The following is a 15,956-nucleotide window of genomic DNA, read 5'->3' on the forward strand; positions in this document are numbered from 1 at the left end:
AAATTTACTGTTTTACCGCTTCCAGCACATCAATCCAGCCGTGCCCGGTGCTCACTTCGCTACCGTGCAGCCAGCGGCGCAGCATATTCATCGCCATCATCGCCACCACCTTCTGACGGGTCTCAACGTTGTGACGCCCATGGGTGAATTTCACACGCTGGCCCCAGCTGGCTTCCGGCGTGTGCAGCGCAATCGCCACTTCGCCCTCTTCCAGATTACCCACCGACAGCGCCAGCACCGTGCCGTGATGCGCGGCAAGTTTACGCGTACGCTCGACCTGCGCTTCCAGCGATTCATCGTGGGGCGGCAGAATCTCTGCTGCGCTCAGCGGGACTTCTGCTGAAGCCAGCTGCCAGTTCAAAAGTCCTGCGGTGTATTGTTCGCTGAGCGCCAGTCTGAAACCGCGCTCCTGCAGTTCACGCGCTAACAAAGCAGGCAAACCTTCCGTACCTTCAAAGATGGTGCATTCGGCCAGCAGCAGTTTAACTTGTTGCCACGCCTGCTCCATCGCCACACGCTGACTGGCTGGGCCGGTGAGTTTGATTTCGATGATCGGCATTGATGAGCGATAGCCCATCACTACACCTTCCGGTAGCGGTAACGGCTCCAGTTCGGCGGCAATATCACTTTCACCACGACCAAAGGTGGTCAGGCGCAGACACAACGGCGGCTCGGGTAGATCAAAACGCGCTTTCAGACGCGGAATAATCTCCTGCTCCACCATCACTTTGAATTCTGACGGCACGCCCGGCGTGAAGAAGATCCAGCAGCGATTGAGTTGTAACGCGAAGCCACACGCGGTGCCCACTGGATTATCAATCAGCTCAGCATTGGCCGGGATTTCTGCCTGCTTACGGTTGCTCGATGCCATGATGCGTCCACGGCTGGCAAACCAGGCTTCCATTTTCTCCAGCCATTCCTGCTGGATCACTAATTCGGTGCCACACGCGGTAGCCGCCGCCAGCGCGCTGAGATCGTCGCTGGTTGGCCCAAGGCCGCCGTTCACAATCAGCACATCGGCAATCTGGCTGCGACTCTGCAGTGCCTCCACCAGCGAGGACATCGCATCGCCCACCGTGCTGCGACTGGTCATCGGTAAGCCGTTCTGAAACAGCACATCGGCCAGCCAGGCCGCGTTAGTATCCACAATCTGACCATGTAACACTTCATCGCCCGTTGAGAGCATTTCAACTCGTATCACGTTACGTTCTCCTTTTCCCTGTCGCTTTACTGTAGAAAGCGTGCACGCGAAACACAATCGCTGTTGATGCGAAACAAGGGTTCGAGACAAATAAGTCGATTTACCCTAAATAATTCAAAATGCAGGAAGGGAGTGAATGTCCTGGAGCTTACTGAAGGAAGTGACTGGGGTGCATGCGCGCAGCCTACGCATCTGCAGCTAGAAGTATGACGGGTATAGGCGGTAAATGAGAGGAATCGGGCGCAACTGACGTTACGCCCCGATAATTTAACGGCGGGCCAGCAGTAAACCAACAAACAGACCAGCGGCGGCACCGATGCCAATCCCCTGCCACGGTTTTTCATGCACATAATCATCGGCCTGATAGGCGACTTTTTTGGCACGATAGTAGTAGCTGTCGGAGGCCTGACTGACGCGGTTTTTCACGTCTTCCAGCGCCTGTTCCGCTTTGAGTTTCAGTTCGATGTACTTTTGGTCGGCCGGATCGCCCGACGATTTCAGTACTTCTTCCAATGTTTCTGTCAGTAGCGCCAGGTCGTCATCCAGGCGGGTTTCGAATTGATCTGTAGATGACACGTTATACTTCCTCCATGCTCGTCATTTATCGTCGTTTAACTATAGTCATTAATTCGGTATTTGCTGAGTACAAGGGATTAGGATTACGCTGGGTTTTGCCCGACTCAATGCAAAGTTGCGTAATCCGCGCTGTTGCCGCGTGAATTCTGCTTCGCTTATTTGATTAATCTGATAAATTTTCGTCAGACTGAATTTTTTAATTTCGCGACTGTCGTAACCCCCTGTAGCCAGACGTAAAGCGTCTTTCGATAGTCACAACACACCAGAGCAGCTAAGGATTAGATTTCCGGCATGAATCGTAGAAAATTTATGAAAGCGTCCATGGCCCTCTCTGCCGTTAGCGGTATGACCGGGCTCTCCTCGCTGTTTGCGCAGTCCGCCTGGGCCGATGATGGTATCGCCGACGGCACCGCAGTCCGCTTCGATTTCGACTCACTGAAAAAGAAAGCCTCCGCGCTGGCGAAACAGCCCTGGGGCGGCGCACCCGGCCCGCTACCCGACACCCTGGCCAATCTGACACCGCAGGCCTACAACGAAATTCAGTACGACGCCAACCATTCGCTGTGGAACAACATTCCCGATCGCGAACTGGATGTGCAGTTCTTCCACGTGGGGATGGGCTTCAAGCGCCGTATCCGCATGTTCTCAGTGGATGCCGATAGCCGCGAAGCGCGCGAAATCCACTTCCGCCCGGAGCTGTTTAACTATCACAACGCCAACGTCGATACCCAACAGTTGGTCGGTAAAACCGATTTGGGCTTTGCCGGTTTCCGTGCGTTTAAAAAGCCGGAACTGGCACGTCGCGACATCGTCTCGTTCCTTGGCGCGAGCTACTTCCGCGCCGTCGATGAGACTTTCCAGTACGGTTTGTCCGCACGTGGTGTAGCAGTCAATACCTTCAGCAACGGTCATGAAGAGTTCCCGGATTTCACTGCCTTCTGGTTTGAAACACCGAAAGCGGATGACACCACTTTTGTAGTCTATGCCCTGCTGGACGGCGCCAGTTTGACCGGTGCTTACAAGTTCACCATCCACTGCGAAGATAAACGCGTGGTGATGGAGGTGGAAAACCACCTGTTTGCGCGCAACGAAATTCGTCAGCTCGGCATCGCGCCGATGACCAGTATGTTCAGCTGCGGCACCAACGAACGTCGCATGTGCAACACCTATCATCCACAAATCCATGACTCCGATCGTCTGGCGATGTGGACCGGTAAAGGTGAATGGATTGCGCGTCCGCTCAACAACCCACAGCGCTTGCAGTTCAATGCCTATGAAGATGAAAACCCGCGCGGCTTCGGCCTGCTGCAGCTTAATCATGACTTCAAAGATTATCAGGACGTGATTGGCTGGTATGACAAACGTCCAAGCCTGTGGGTGGAGCCGATTGGTAAGTGGGGCAAAGGCGCCATTAACCTGATGGAGATTCCTACCACTGGTGAAACGCTGGATAACGTGGTGTGCTTCTGGCAGCCAACGGAACCAGTTAAAGCAGGCAGCGAGTTTAACTTCCAGTACAAACTCTACTGGAGCCAACTGCCGCCAGTGCGCAGTGGCCTGGCGCGCGTGGATGCAACACGTACCGGTATTGGTGGCTTCCCGGAAGGTTGGGCACCGGGCGAGCACTTCCCGGACCAGTGGTGCCGTCGCTTCGCTATTGATTTCGTCGGTGGCGATCTGAAAGCTGCAGCACCGAAAGGTATTGAGCCGGTGATCACTGTGAATGCCGGCACCATCAAACAGGTTGAGATTTTGTATGTGGAACCAATTAATGGTTACCGCATCCTGTTTGACTGGTATCCAAACAGCGACTCCACCAAGCCAGTGGATATGCGCCTGTTCCTGCGTACCAAAGATGAGACCTTGAGTGAGACCTGGCTGTATCAGTACTTCCCGCCACCGCCAGATCAGCGTAAATATACCGATGACCGGCAGATGACGCCGGGCTGATATACCCAAAATAGTTCGAACTTCAGGAAGGCGGCAAACGAAAGAGTCCCGATGAGCTTACTCAAGTAAGTGATTCGGGTGTTCGAGAGCAGCCAACGCACCTGTAATTCGAAATATGACGGGTATAAACGGCGAGGCGCAATCCTCGCCGTTATGCTTTCTGCATGCCGATGTGCGGAATGTTATCTTCTAAATAAACGTCCCCCACTGCTTTGAAACCCAACCGACCGTAGAAGCCTTCCAGATGTGCCTGCGCCGAGAGATAAATCGCTCGCTGCGGCCAGTGATTAGCGCAACTCTCTAATGCATGCTCCATCAACCGATAACCCAACTTCAACCCTCTCGCCTCTTCAGAAACAATCACCCGACCAATCAGCACAGGGGCGGTATCAATCGAGGGTGTGAGCACACGGGCATAGGCCAGCAATTTTCCGTCCAAAAAGCCCAAAATATGGCGATTATCTGCCCGCAAATCCTGACCATCGACATCCTGATAAGGGCAGTTTTGCTCCACAATAAAGACGTGATTGCGGAGCGCCAGCACGGTATACAACTGCTGAGCGCTCAGTTCGCTGTGGTGGCAATCAAGCCATTGCATTTGCATATCCATGATGCTTCCTTGTTAGAGCGAAAAAAGTGATCCCAAGAGATTATCATATCGTGCAAAGTTAGCAGAGCGGGCCGCCCTCCTTGCCTGATGAGTTACGTGACCAATATCTCACTTTATCTCATGGCCTACTTCACGATACCGCTTGAGGGCAATCGCTTCTGCTGGCGTAGCGCATGTCGTAAGCGTAACCCCTGCCATAAACGCAACGGCCATAACTGGCTGGATTGCGGTTCCAGCACGCGCTTGAGCAAGCGCACGTAGTCCAGCACTAAGCCCGGCGTCCACGTCATCTCTTCTGCGCGCCCTCGCACCACTCCCAGTAACCAAAAGTTGGGATCAATAATCAAACGAATACCCGCATAGGCTTGCTGCGCCAAAATCCCTTCCATCGCCACATCGAGTGCCTGAATCACCGTTGATGAGCAGTTGCGAGCCGTCAGGTTATAAGTGCTGTCACTGCTGTAATTTCGCCAATAATTCTGCAGTGCGACGAGATTATAATATTTGAATTCAACCTGTTTATCGGGTGAACACCATTCGGCAACTTCACTCGCCAGCGAGGGAAGAAATCGCCCCGCATCGTCATTATGCTTGCCTGAACGTAGTACGGCGCGGAAATTACCACTATCACGATCTATCTGGTTGCGCGGATAGTGGCTGATATAAAGTCCACCTTCTGCCTCCATCGCCGCATGGCCGGTAGAGATCACGCCCTGCTGGTCTATTGCCGCAATATAACGATCAATTAATCGATAACGTTCACGCACCTGACAAGATCCCGCCGGGGTCCAGATATGCACGAGGAGCGGACTGGCAACACATGTTTCTGGAAAAGGAGGATGAGAATAGTGGCTGCTATGCCAGCGGCGTAACCCCGCGGCTTTGAACAGCGGTAGAGCCGTGACGGAACTGTCATCTTTCAACAACGTGGCCTGACGGGCCATCTGCAAGAGATTGGTGCCAATACTTAACAACATTAAAGCGAAGCAGAGGGGTACAGCGATATGGTGATGGAACGGCCAGTTACTGATGATCAAGATGCTTAATATGACTTCGATTACGCCGGTAAAACAGTGTTTACGCCAGCGTACGCCGCGTAGTACCCACGCCGCAGAGATGCGAAATAATCCATCAAGCATAAAGGCCAACCCAAAGAGGGCTGCCGAAACATCATTGTTATCCCCGGGAATGTTGAAGATCAGGAAGGCAATAAACAGAAAGCCCGCTGCTTTAAACAACGTTAACCAGTCGATGAGCATCTCTTTGGTGAGGGCAAAAAACAGCTGCACCACGCCCTCAACCACAAAAAAACAAGCCAGCACATCTAATGGCACTGACAACAGGCCATCGCTACCAATATCGTACAGCATGGAAGCGGATAAAATGAGTAAGGCGACGCCGACTATCGCCAGCCAATACCAGCGCCTGCGGAGTACCTGCGCGCCGGTAAGCAGAAAGATAAGTTTAATCATATAACCTCTGCGCATCGGGCAAACCCTGCTTAAAAATTAGCAATGCACATCAGTCTTGTCAGATTACAGGCAAAAAAAATCAGGCCCGTAGGCCTGATTCTCTGAGTCACTTCACCTTACATCAGCGGCTGTGCCATCTGCACCAGCGAGATGAGTGGTTGTGGATAGACACCCAACAGCAGCACCAGAATCGCAGAGATCAGCACCACCACACCACCGGCAGTAAAGGCCCAGTTGGCTGGCGTATCACGATCGCGCGTGTGCATTTCTGGTGGGCTGAGGTACAGACTCACCGTCACGCGCAGATAGTAATAGAGACCAATCGCACTGCCGGCAACCACTGCAGCAGTCAGCCACCACAGGTGCGCGTTCACACCGGAAGCAATCACGTAGAACTTACCAATAAAGCCCAGCGTCATCGGGATACCGGCCAGTGACAGCATCATCACCGTCATTACCGCTGACAGAATCGGACGGTGCCAGAACAGACCACGGTAAGAGTAAAGCGTATCGGCATCCGGGCCACGGTACGGGCTGGACATCAGGCTCACCACGCCGAACGCGCCGAGGCTGCTGAACAGGTAACCGGCCAGGTAAACACCCGCAGTTTCCAGCGACAGCTGATGGGTTTTCACCGCAATCAGCGACACCAGCAGATAGCCAAGGTGCGCGATAGACGAGTAACCGAGCAGACGTTTGATGTTGCTTTGCGAAATCGCCATCAGGTTGCCGAACAGAATCGACACAAAGGCGATGACACCGAGTACGGTGCGCACCGCCTCACTGTCCGTTACTGGCGCATACAGGAACAAGCGCATTACCACACCGAAGATGGCGATCTTGCTGGCGGTGGCCAGGAAGGTCGACACCGGCGCAGGCGCACCCTGATAAACGTCTGGCGTCCACAAGTGGAACGGCACCAGCGACAGCTTGAAGCCAAGGCCGATAATCATCATGCCCAGACCGACCAGCAGCAATGGCTGTTGGATCATGCTGTCATTCAGGCTTTTACCCAACTGCACAAAGCTCAGGCTGCCTGAATCGGCATAAATCAGCGCAATACCGAAGATCAGGAACGATGACGCCGCTGCGGACAGGATCATGTACTTCAGAGCGGCTTCCAGCGAGCGTTTCTGGCGGAAAGCATAACCAATCAAGCCAAACAGCGGCAGTGACAGCAGCTCGATACCGATGAACAGCGCTGCCAGATGGTTAGCACTGGCCAGTACGATTCCACCCAGTGCCGCAATCAGCACCAGCAGATAAAACTCATCTTTGTTGTCCGGGAAACCGGCCAGCCACGGATAAGCAAAGGTGCAGGTCGCGAGGCTGGCGAGCACCACCAGCGCGGTGTAGAACATTGAGTAGCCGTCAACGCGCAGCAGCGGCGTGACATCCATGGCACCGACATGACCGACAAACCACAGTGAAAACAGCGCAACGTTCAGGCCAATGACCGTCAGCGTGGCATTAACAAAGTGGTTGCGTCGCCACGCAATGGAGAGCATCACCACCACCACCGTCAATCCGACGATCAACAGCGGCAGTAACGCAATCAGATGTTGAGGAGTTATTGTCATGGCGAATTACGGCCTTGTAGTTGAAATTGAAGCGGTAAACCACTGCTGAATATTGCTCATCGCAGCATGAGAAGTATCAAGGATCGGCTGAGGATAGATACCCAGCAGAACCAGCAGCACCACCAGCACGCCGATCGTCATGAATTCACGCGGTGACATGCCCGGCAACGGATCTTTCGATTTCGCTTCGCCGTAGTAGGCACGCTGCATCATCACCAGCGAATACACCGAGGCAAACACCAGGCCAAAGGTCGCAATCACGATAATCACTGGCACCACCTGGAAGCTGCCGGTCAGAATCATAAATTCGCCGACAAAGTTACCGGTGCCTGGCATACCAAGGTTGGCCACCGCGAAGAACAGCGACAGTCCAGGAATCCATTTGATACGTCCCCACAAACCGCCCATCTGACGCAGGTCACGGGTATGCAGACGCTCATACAGCTGGCCACACAAGATGAACAGTGCCGCGGCGGAAAGACCGTGCGCAATCATCTGGATAACCGCCCCCTGGAACGCCAGCTGGCTGCCGGTATAGATGGCAATCAGTACGAAGCCCATGTGCGAAACAGAGGTGTAAGCGATCAAACGCTTGATATCTGTCTGCGAGAACGCCATCCAGGCACCGTAGAAGATACCGAGCAGACCAAGCCACATGGCAATCGGCGCAAACTCTGCGGAGGCATTCGGGAACAGTGGCAGGCTGAAGCGCAGCAAGCCGTATGCCGCGGTTTTCAGCAAGATACCCGCGAGGTCAACCGAACCGGCGGTTGGCGCCTGGCTGTGCGCATCTGGCAACCAGCCGTGTAATGGCACCACCGGCATTTTCACCGCGAAGGCGATGAAGAAGCCGAGCATCAGCAGATATTCAACGGTGTGTGACATCGGGGTTTTCAGCAGTTCTTCGTAGCTGAAGGTCCAGACACCGGTAGCGTTGAAGTGCACAAACACCAGCGCCAGAATCGCAATCAACATCACCAGACCCGACGCCTGGGTATAGATGAAGAATTTGGTTGCTGCGCTGATACGCGTTTTACCGTCAGAGGCTTTATGACCCCAGAGCGCGATGAGGAAGTACATCGGCACCAGCATCATTTCCCAGAAGAAGAAGAACAGGAACATGTCGATGGAAAGGAACACGCCAATCACACCACCGAGGATCCACATCAGGTTGAGGTGGAAAAAGCCCTGATACTTCTCGATTTCATTCCAGGAACACAGCACTGCCATCAAACCGAGTAAACCGGTCAATACCACCATCAGCAACGACAGACCGTCGATAGCCAAATGGAAGTTGATGCCAAAGCGCGGAATCCACGGCACAGAGAAAGTCGATTGCCACTGCGGAATGCCAGCGGCCTGCGTCAGTGAATAGCCTCCCTGCAGCCACAACTGCAGGCCGAGTGCCAGCGTCAGGCCCATGGTGATCATGGCGATCCAGCGTGGCACTTTCGCACCGAGGCGTTCTGCTAACCAGCAGAGTAAGCCCCCGACGAAGGGGATGATTATTAGCCAAGGTAATAACACGGCGTACTTCCCTTTTTATTGCCTTACTTCAGGCAATTTTTGACATTCTAATTGGGCGAGCGAACCCGCCCCGCTCATCAATCTTTAAATCACCAGCATCAGCGCCAGCACCACCACGGCACCGACACTCATGGAAGCCACATACCAGCGCACGTAACCGTTCTCGCTCACCACCAGGCCTTTATTACCGATGCGCGACAGCAGCGCAGGCAGGTTCATCAGTGAGTTAAGCGGATCGCGCTTCAGCAGCCAGGCAATGCCGAGATAAGGTTTCACGAACACCTTGTCATACAGCCAGTCGAAGCCCCATGCCGCAAACCACCAGGTGCCGAAGAAGCGACCCGGCGCGCTGTTGGCGACACTCGTGACCAGCTGGCGTTTGCCGAGCCATAGGGCAGCAGCAATCAGGATGCCGACAATCGCGACTACGCCTGAGGTGATTTCCAGCGCCACTTTGCCGCCTTCACCGAACTCATTCTGCGGCAGCACACCCGCCAGCGGTGGCGTAATCATGGCGCCAACGAAGGTGGAGAGTACTAACAGAACAATCAGCGGCAGATGGTGAGTGATGCCTTTGCCCGCGTGCGCATGAATTTTCTCTTCGCCGTGGAACACGATGAAGATCATGCGGAAGGTGTAGATCGAGGTCAGGAATGCACCGACCAGACCTGCCACCATCAGATTGATGTGACCATTTGCCAGCGCACCGAACAGGATTTCATCCTTACTGTAGAAACCTGCGGTAATCAGCGGCAGTGCCGCCAGCGCTGCGCCACCGACCAGGAAGCAGGTATACACCAGTGGGATGCTCTTACGCAGGCCGCCCATTTTGAAGATGTTCTGCTCGTGGTGGCAGGCCAGAATGACCGAACCGGAAGAAAGGAATAGCAGTGCTTTAAAGAAAGCGTGCGTCATCAGGTGGAAAATCGCCGCGTCCCATGCCTGAACGCCCAGCGCCAGGAACATGTAGCCGATCTGACTCATAGTGGAGTAAGCCAGCACGCGTTTGATATCGGTCTGCACCAGAGCGGCAAAACCTGCCAGCACCAGCGTAATCGCACCGATGATTCCCACCAGATGCAGCACTTCTGGCGTTAACAGGAACAAGCCATGGGTACGCGCAATCAGGTAGACACCCGCGGTCACCATGGTGGCGGCGTGGATCAGTGCCGATACCGGCGTAGGACCGGCCATCGCATCGGCCAGCCAGGTTTGCAGAGGGAGCTGTGCAGATTTACCGACCGCACCACCCAACAGCATCAGGGTCGCCCACTGCAGCATGTGGTTGTCAGCCGCGAAGTGCGCCGGCGCCAACTCCACCAACTCGCGGAAGTTCAGCGTACCCAGTTCGTTGTAGAGAATGAACAGCGCGAATGCCAGGAACACATCACCCACACGGGTAATGATGAACGCTTTCATCGCCGCTTTGCCGTTCTCTGGATTGCTGTAGTAGAAGCCAATCAGCAGATAAGAGCACAGGCCCACGCCTTCCCAACCGAGATACATCAGCATCAGGTTGTCGGCCAGCACCAGCACCACCATGCTCGCGATGAACAGGTTGGTGTAAGCGAAGAAGCGTGAATAGCCCTCTTCACCACGCATGTACCACGAAGCGAACATGTGGATGAAGAAGCCGACACCGGTGACCACTGACAGCATGGTCAGCGACAAGCCGTCCAGCACCAGGTTCACTTTGATATCAAAGTGGCCGACCTGCATCCAGGTCCACAGCGCCTGAGTAAAAGGTTGCTGACCGTTGCTGAAGAAATCCATACCGACGAAAACGGTGGTCAATGCCGCCAGACCTACCGATCCCATCCCCACCGCTGCCGACAGGTTCTCCGACCAGCGACCACGGGAAAACGCCAATAGCAGGAAGCCAATCAGCGGAAATAATACGGTTAAATAGAGAAGATTCATCCGCGCATCTCGCTCACTGTGTCAATGTTCAACGTCTGACGACGACGATAGAACTGGAGCAGCAGTGCCAGACCAATACTGGCTTCCGCCGCCGCGAGGCTGATCGCCAGAATGTACATCACCTGGCCGTCAGCTTGTCCCCAGTAGCTGCCTGCTACCACCAGCGCGAGCGCGGCAGCGTTGATCATGATCTCCAGACCAATCAGCATAAACAGCAGATTGCGGCGCAGCACCAGCGAGGTCAGGCCGAGAACAAACAGCACAGCAGCCAACATCAGGCCGTGTTGTAACGGGATCATGCGTGATCCTCCTTATTCGCATGTGCATCAGCATGGCGATTGCTCAGCACTTCGCCCTGACGCTCTTCACGTCCGATATGGAAGGCCACTACCAGACCGGCCAGCAGCAGCATCGACGCCAATTCAACCGCCAGAACGTAAGGACCAAACAGGCTGATACCCACCGCTTTAGCATCGATGACGGTGCCATCAATACCCTGATCGTGTGCGGTGCTGATGGCGTAAATCATCACTGCCAGCAGCAGCAGAGAGACAATGCCCGGACCAATCCACAATGACGGCTTCAGCCACTCGCGTTCCTGGTCCTGCTGGGTTTTGCCGAGGTTCAGCATCATCACCACGAACACGAACAGCACCATAATGGCACCCGCGTAGACGATGATTTCCAGCGCACCGGCGAAGTAAGCCCCCATCGAGAAGAACACGCCCGCAATAGAGAGCAGTGAGACAATCAGGTACAGCAGCGCATGTACCGGATTGGTGTGGGTGATGACGCGCAATGTCGTCAGCACCGCCACCAGTCCGCAAAGATAAAACGCAAATTCCATACCTGGCTCCTTAAGGTAACAAGCTTTTGACGTCGATTGGCTTGGCTTCGTTTTCCGCTTCGCCTTTCTCTTTCCCGTCGATCGCCATACCCGCCATGCGATAGAAGTTGTACTCCGGATATTTACCCGGACCGGAAATCAGCAGGTCCTGCTTCTCGTACACCAGATCCTGACGCTTGAACTCACCCAGCTCGAAATCGGGGGTCAGCTGAATCGCCGTGGTCGGGCACGCCTCTTCACACAGACCGCAGAAGATGCAGCGCGAGAAGTTGATGCGGAAAAATTCCGGATACCAACGGCCATCTTTGGTTTCGGCTTTCTGCAGCGAAATACAACCCACTGGGCAAGCTACCGCACACAGGTTACAGGCAACGCAGCGCTCTTCGCCGTCCGGATCGCGCGTTAACACGATACGGCCACGATAGCGCGGCGGCAGGTAAACCGGCTCTTCTGGATACATCTGGGTTTCGCGCTTGGCGAAGGCATGCATGCCTATCATCCAGATACTGCGCACTGTCGTGCCGAAGCCAACGACAATATCTTTTAAAGTCATCTCAAAACCCCTTACTGCGCGCTGTACAGAATCACTGCGGCGGTCGCCAGCAGGTTCAATAACGTCAACGGCAGACATACTTTCCAGCCGAACGACAGCACCTGGTCGTAACGTGGACGCGGCAGCGCAGCACGAATCAGGATAAACATCACCATAAAGAACGCCGTTTTCAGGGCGAACCAGATGAATGGCGGCAGGAATGGACCGTGCCAGCCACCGAAGAACAGCGTCACAATCAGCGCTGAAACGGTGGTGATGGCCACATATTCACCTACGAAGAACAGACCGAACTTCATACCGGCATATTCGATGTGGTAACCATCGGCCAGTTCCTGTTCCGCTTCTGGCTGGTCAAACGGATGGCGGTGACATACCGCAACACCCGCGATACAGAAGGTCACGAAACCGAAGAACTGCGGGATGATGTTCCACAAGTGCGTCTGGCTCTCGACGATGGCGTTCATATTGAATGAACCGGCTTGCGCCACCACACCCATCAGCGACAGGCCAAGGAACACTTCGTAGCTCAGGGTCTGCGCCGAAGCACGCATCGCACCCAGCAGCGAGTATTTGTTGTTACTCGACCAACCGGCGAACAGCACGGCGTAAACCGCCAGACCGGCCATCATCAGGAAGAACAGCAGACCGATATTCAGGTCTGTGACCATCCATGTCGGTGAAACCGGCACGATGGCAAAGGCTAGCAGCAGCGAAACAAAGGCAATCACTGGCGCCAGGGTAAAGATGAAGCGATCGGTAAACGGCGGAACCCAGTCCTCTTTAAAGAACATTTTGATCATGTCCGCCGCGAGCTGCAGCGATCCGCCCCAGCCGACGCGGTTTGGACCGTAACGGTTCTGCCATAAGCCAAGCAGACGACGCTCGGCGAAACTCATGAAGGCACCACAACCCACTACGACCAGCAAAATGACGATCGTTTTGAGGATCTGGAGGAGGATGTCGATAACGTCCGGTGTCAGCCAGCTCATTGCACGGCCTCCTGCAATTTGTCAATTTGCGCACCTGAGAGGAATGGCGGCACACCCGGCATACCCAGCGGCAGCCCCACCTGCCCTGCTTGCAGGGAAGTTGAGAAGCGCACTGGCAGACGCAGCGTTTCACCGGCACAGACCAGTTCAACTGCAGACCCGTTATTCACGCCCAGTTTTTCCGCATCAGCCGGGTTAATCACCAGCGTGGCAGGCGACATACGCTTCTGGAACGTCGGCGAACGCTGAGTCATCTCTTCGCTACCAAACAGTTGGTAGTAAGGGGCGACGCGATATTGGCTGCCTTCGACAAAGCTTTCTGGCACGGTGGTGAACCATGGCAGTGAACCTTCACCAGCTTCAAACAGACGTACGCCCGGATCGCCGTGACGCAGTTTACCGCCCACTTCAGCCTGGAACTTGTTCCATGCCTGCGGGGAGTTCCAGCCTGGTGCCCAGGCAAAAGGAATCTGTGAACGCGGTGCGCCTGGCTGGTTGTTACCTTCCATCGAGAAGGCAAACATGGTGTCGTTATCCTGCGGCTGACGCGGTTCGTGCACGCTGATATTGGCACGCATCGCAGTACGGCCACTGTTACGATGCGGTGAACGCGCCAGTTTCTGACCACGAATACGGAAGCTTGCATCTGGTGCCGCATCTTTGATGCCTTTCAGCTGTGGCAGCGCCGCAACGGTGGCATCAATCACGTGATCCAGCAGCGTCCAGTCGATCTGGCGGCTTTCAACGGTGCTGTGCAGCGAGTGCAGCCAGCGCCAGCTTTCCAGCATCACAATGCTGTTGTCGTAGTAAGCCGGATCGTAAACCTGGAAGAAACGCTGTGCGCGGCCTTCCTGGTTGATCGAGGTGCCATCGCTCTCAGCGAAGCTCGCCGTGGAGAGCACCAGACCCGCTTTTTCCAGCGTGGCGGTGCGTTGGTGATCAACCACAATCACGTGTGCGGTGTTGTGCAATGCCGCATCAACGGTGGCTTTTGGTGCGTGACGATAAAGATCGTTTTCCAGCACCACCAGCGCTTCCGCTTCACCTTTATCCAGCTGCTCCAGCGCGCTATCCAGCGAGTGTCCGCCCATCAGGCCAAGACCAAAGCTGTTGGCTGCGCCGGCAAGGAAGGTAATGCCGACATCAGCACCGCGACCTTTTAGCGCTTTCGCCACGTTGGCTGCCGCTTCAATCATCGCGATGCTGCCAGAGTGGGTACCGGAAATGATCAGCGGTTTTTTAGCACCGGCTAATGCCTGTACCACCACATCCAGCTTGCCGTTCAGTTTGCTGTCGAAGCCGTTCACTGCAGGCGCCGTTTCATCCAGGGCGTTAGCGATGGCGAAACCGAGACGCGCCTGATCTTCCACCGGTGCGCGATAGCTCCACGCAGCGATGTCATCAAGACGAGTTTCATCGACGTTGGTGACGAACAGCGGGTGTTTGGCGTGCTGACCAATGTTTAGGATCGCCGCGATCTGCCAGTCAGCCACTTTTTGTGCCGCTGCCATTTCACGTGCTTTACCTTTAACAGCCTGACGCACAGACAGCGCGACACGTGCGCCGACCTGAGTAAGATCTTCACCCAGCACCAGTACCGCATCGTAGCTTTCCATTTCGCGCAGCGATGGCGTGTAAATACCGCCTTCCTGCAGCACTTTCAGCATCAATTCAACACGTGCTTGCTCAGCGGCGGGCATACCGGTTGAGAAGTTATCTGCGCCGACTAATTCACGCAGCGCAAAGTTGCTTTCAATGCTGGCACGCGGTGAGCCAATGCCGATCACGCGCTTCGCCTGGCGCAGCACGTCAGCCGCCGCATTCACAGCTTGTTCAGCATTCAGGCTGACCCAATCGTTGCCGCGCTTCTGTACCGGATGACGTGGGCGATCTTTAAGGTTTACATAGCCATAACCGAAACGGCCGCGGTCACACAGGAAGTAGTGGTTTACGGTGCCGTTATAACGGTTCTCAATACGGCGCAATTCACCATAACGTTCACCTGGGCTGGTGTTACAGCCCACGCTGCACTGCTGGCAGATGCTTGGTGCGAACTGCATATCCCATTTACGGTTGTAGCGTTCGGAGTGGGTTTTATCGGTGAACACGCCGGTCGGGCAGATTTCGACCAGGTTGCCGGAGAATTCGCTCTCCAGCGTGCCATCTTCCGGGCGACCGAAGTAGACGTTGTCATGCGCACCGTAAACGCCAAGATCTTTGCCGTCGGCATAATCTTTGTAGTAACGCACGCAGCGATAACAGGCGATGCAGCGGTTCATTTCATGGGAAATGAACGGGCCAAGATCCTGATTCTGGTGCGTACGTTTGGTGAAACGATAACGACGGAAGCTGTGGCCCGTCATCACCGTCATATCTTGCAGGTGGCAGTTACCGCCCTCTTCGCACACCGGACAGTCATGCGGATGGTTGGTCATCAGCCATTCCACCACGCTTTCACGAAACTCTTTGGCTTCGCCATCGTCGATGGAAATAAAGGTGCCGTCCGACGCCGGTGTCATGCATGACATAACAAGGCGACCGCGGGTGTCTTCGGCATTCTGGAATTGCTTCACCGCGCACTGGCGGCAGGCTCCCACGCTTCCCAGCGCCGGATGCCAGCAAAAATAAGGAATATCAAGGCCCAGAGAGAGACACGCCTGCAACAGGTTGTCCGCTCCGTTCACATCATATTCTTTACCGTCTACATGGATTGTAGCCATAGTGAACATGC

The 15,956-nt window shown here is 54.9% G+C and carries 13 protein-coding genes; 1 reads left to right on the forward strand and 12 read right to left on the reverse strand.

What is annotated here, in order from left to right:
• Positions 1–4 precede the first annotated feature (4 nt).
• Complete coding sequence (locus tag ACXI0A_RS15205; protein WP_476147932.1) at positions 5–1,201, reverse strand: nicotinamide mononucleotide deamidase-related protein YfaY; 1,197 nt, start codon at positions 1,199–1,201, stop codon at positions 5–7.
• A gap of 267 nt (positions 1,202–1,468) precedes the next feature.
• On the reverse strand, positions 1,469–1,777 hold the full coding sequence (gene elaB, locus ACXI0A_RS15210; protein WP_084934616.1) for a stress response protein ElaB: 309 nt from the start codon (positions 1,775–1,777) through the stop codon (positions 1,469–1,471).
• Positions 1,778–2,068: 291 nt separating this feature from the next.
• Between elaB and ACXI0A_RS15215 the strand changes: the two genes are divergently transcribed.
• Positions 2,069–3,727, forward strand: coding sequence for a glucan biosynthesis protein (locus ACXI0A_RS15215; RefSeq protein ID WP_476147931.1), 1,659 nt, complete (start codon positions 2,069–2,071; stop codon positions 3,725–3,727).
• Positions 3,728–3,878: 151 nt separating this feature from the next.
• Here the strand turns inward: ACXI0A_RS15215 and ACXI0A_RS15220 are convergent, their stop codons facing one another.
• The 10 genes from ACXI0A_RS15220 to nuoG all read right to left on the reverse strand — a co-directional run bounded on the left by ACXI0A_RS15220 (position 3,879) and on the right by nuoG (position 15,945).
• Complete coding sequence (locus tag ACXI0A_RS15220) at positions 3,879–4,331, reverse strand: GNAT family N-acetyltransferase (protein WP_224932012.1); 453 nt, start codon at positions 4,329–4,331, stop codon at positions 3,879–3,881.
• Between the two features lie 131 nt (positions 4,332–4,462).
• The gene (locus ACXI0A_RS15225; protein WP_476147929.1) at positions 4,463–5,809 is read right to left on the reverse strand and encodes an HdeD family acid-resistance protein; all 1,347 of its coding nucleotides are present in this window, start codon (positions 5,807–5,809) and stop codon (positions 4,463–4,465) included.
• Between the two features lie 116 nt (positions 5,810–5,925).
• Positions 5,926–7,389, reverse strand: a complete 1,464-nt coding sequence (gene nuoN, locus ACXI0A_RS15230) for an NADH-quinone oxidoreductase subunit NuoN (protein WP_224931049.1) — start codon at positions 7,387–7,389, stop codon at positions 5,926–5,928.
• Positions 7,390–7,395: 6 nt separating this feature from the next.
• Positions 7,396–8,916, reverse strand: a complete 1,521-nt coding sequence (nuoM, locus tag ACXI0A_RS15235) for an NADH-quinone oxidoreductase subunit M (protein WP_224931046.1) — start codon at positions 8,914–8,916, stop codon at positions 7,396–7,398.
• A gap of 84 nt (positions 8,917–9,000) precedes the next feature.
• Entirely contained in the window at positions 9,001–10,836 is a 1,836-nt protein-coding gene (gene nuoL, locus ACXI0A_RS15240; RefSeq protein WP_200569187.1) for an NADH-quinone oxidoreductase subunit L, read from the reverse strand.
• Positions 10,833–11,135 (reverse strand): NADH-quinone oxidoreductase subunit NuoK, encoded by a 303-nt coding sequence (gene nuoK / locus ACXI0A_RS15245; RefSeq protein WP_476147928.1) that lies wholly within the window; start codon positions 11,133–11,135, stop codon positions 10,833–10,835. Before nuoK ends, nuoL begins: the two co-directional genes overlap by 4 nt.
• Positions 11,132–11,683, reverse strand: coding sequence for an NADH-quinone oxidoreductase subunit J (gene nuoJ / locus ACXI0A_RS15250; protein ID WP_200569185.1), 552 nt, complete (start codon positions 11,681–11,683; stop codon positions 11,132–11,134). Before nuoJ ends, nuoK begins: the two co-directional genes overlap by 4 nt.
• Positions 11,684–11,693: 10 nt before the next feature.
• On the reverse strand, positions 11,694–12,236 hold the full coding sequence (gene nuoI / locus ACXI0A_RS15255) for an NADH-quinone oxidoreductase subunit NuoI (RefSeq protein WP_084934609.1): 543 nt from the start codon (positions 12,234–12,236) through the stop codon (positions 11,694–11,696).
• An 11-nt stretch (positions 12,237–12,247) separates the two neighbouring features.
• Entirely contained in the window at positions 12,248–13,225 is a 978-nt protein-coding gene (gene nuoH, locus ACXI0A_RS15260; protein ID WP_160869127.1) for an NADH-quinone oxidoreductase subunit NuoH, read from the reverse strand.
• Complete coding sequence (nuoG, locus tag ACXI0A_RS15265; RefSeq protein WP_476147925.1) at positions 13,222–15,945, reverse strand: NADH-quinone oxidoreductase subunit NuoG; 2,724 nt, start codon at positions 15,943–15,945, stop codon at positions 13,222–13,224. The genes nuoH and nuoG overlap by 4 nt, the downstream gene beginning before the upstream one ends.
• Positions 15,946–15,956: the final 11 nt, after the last annotated feature.

The organism is Pantoea sp. C1E2 (assembly GCF_056491465.1).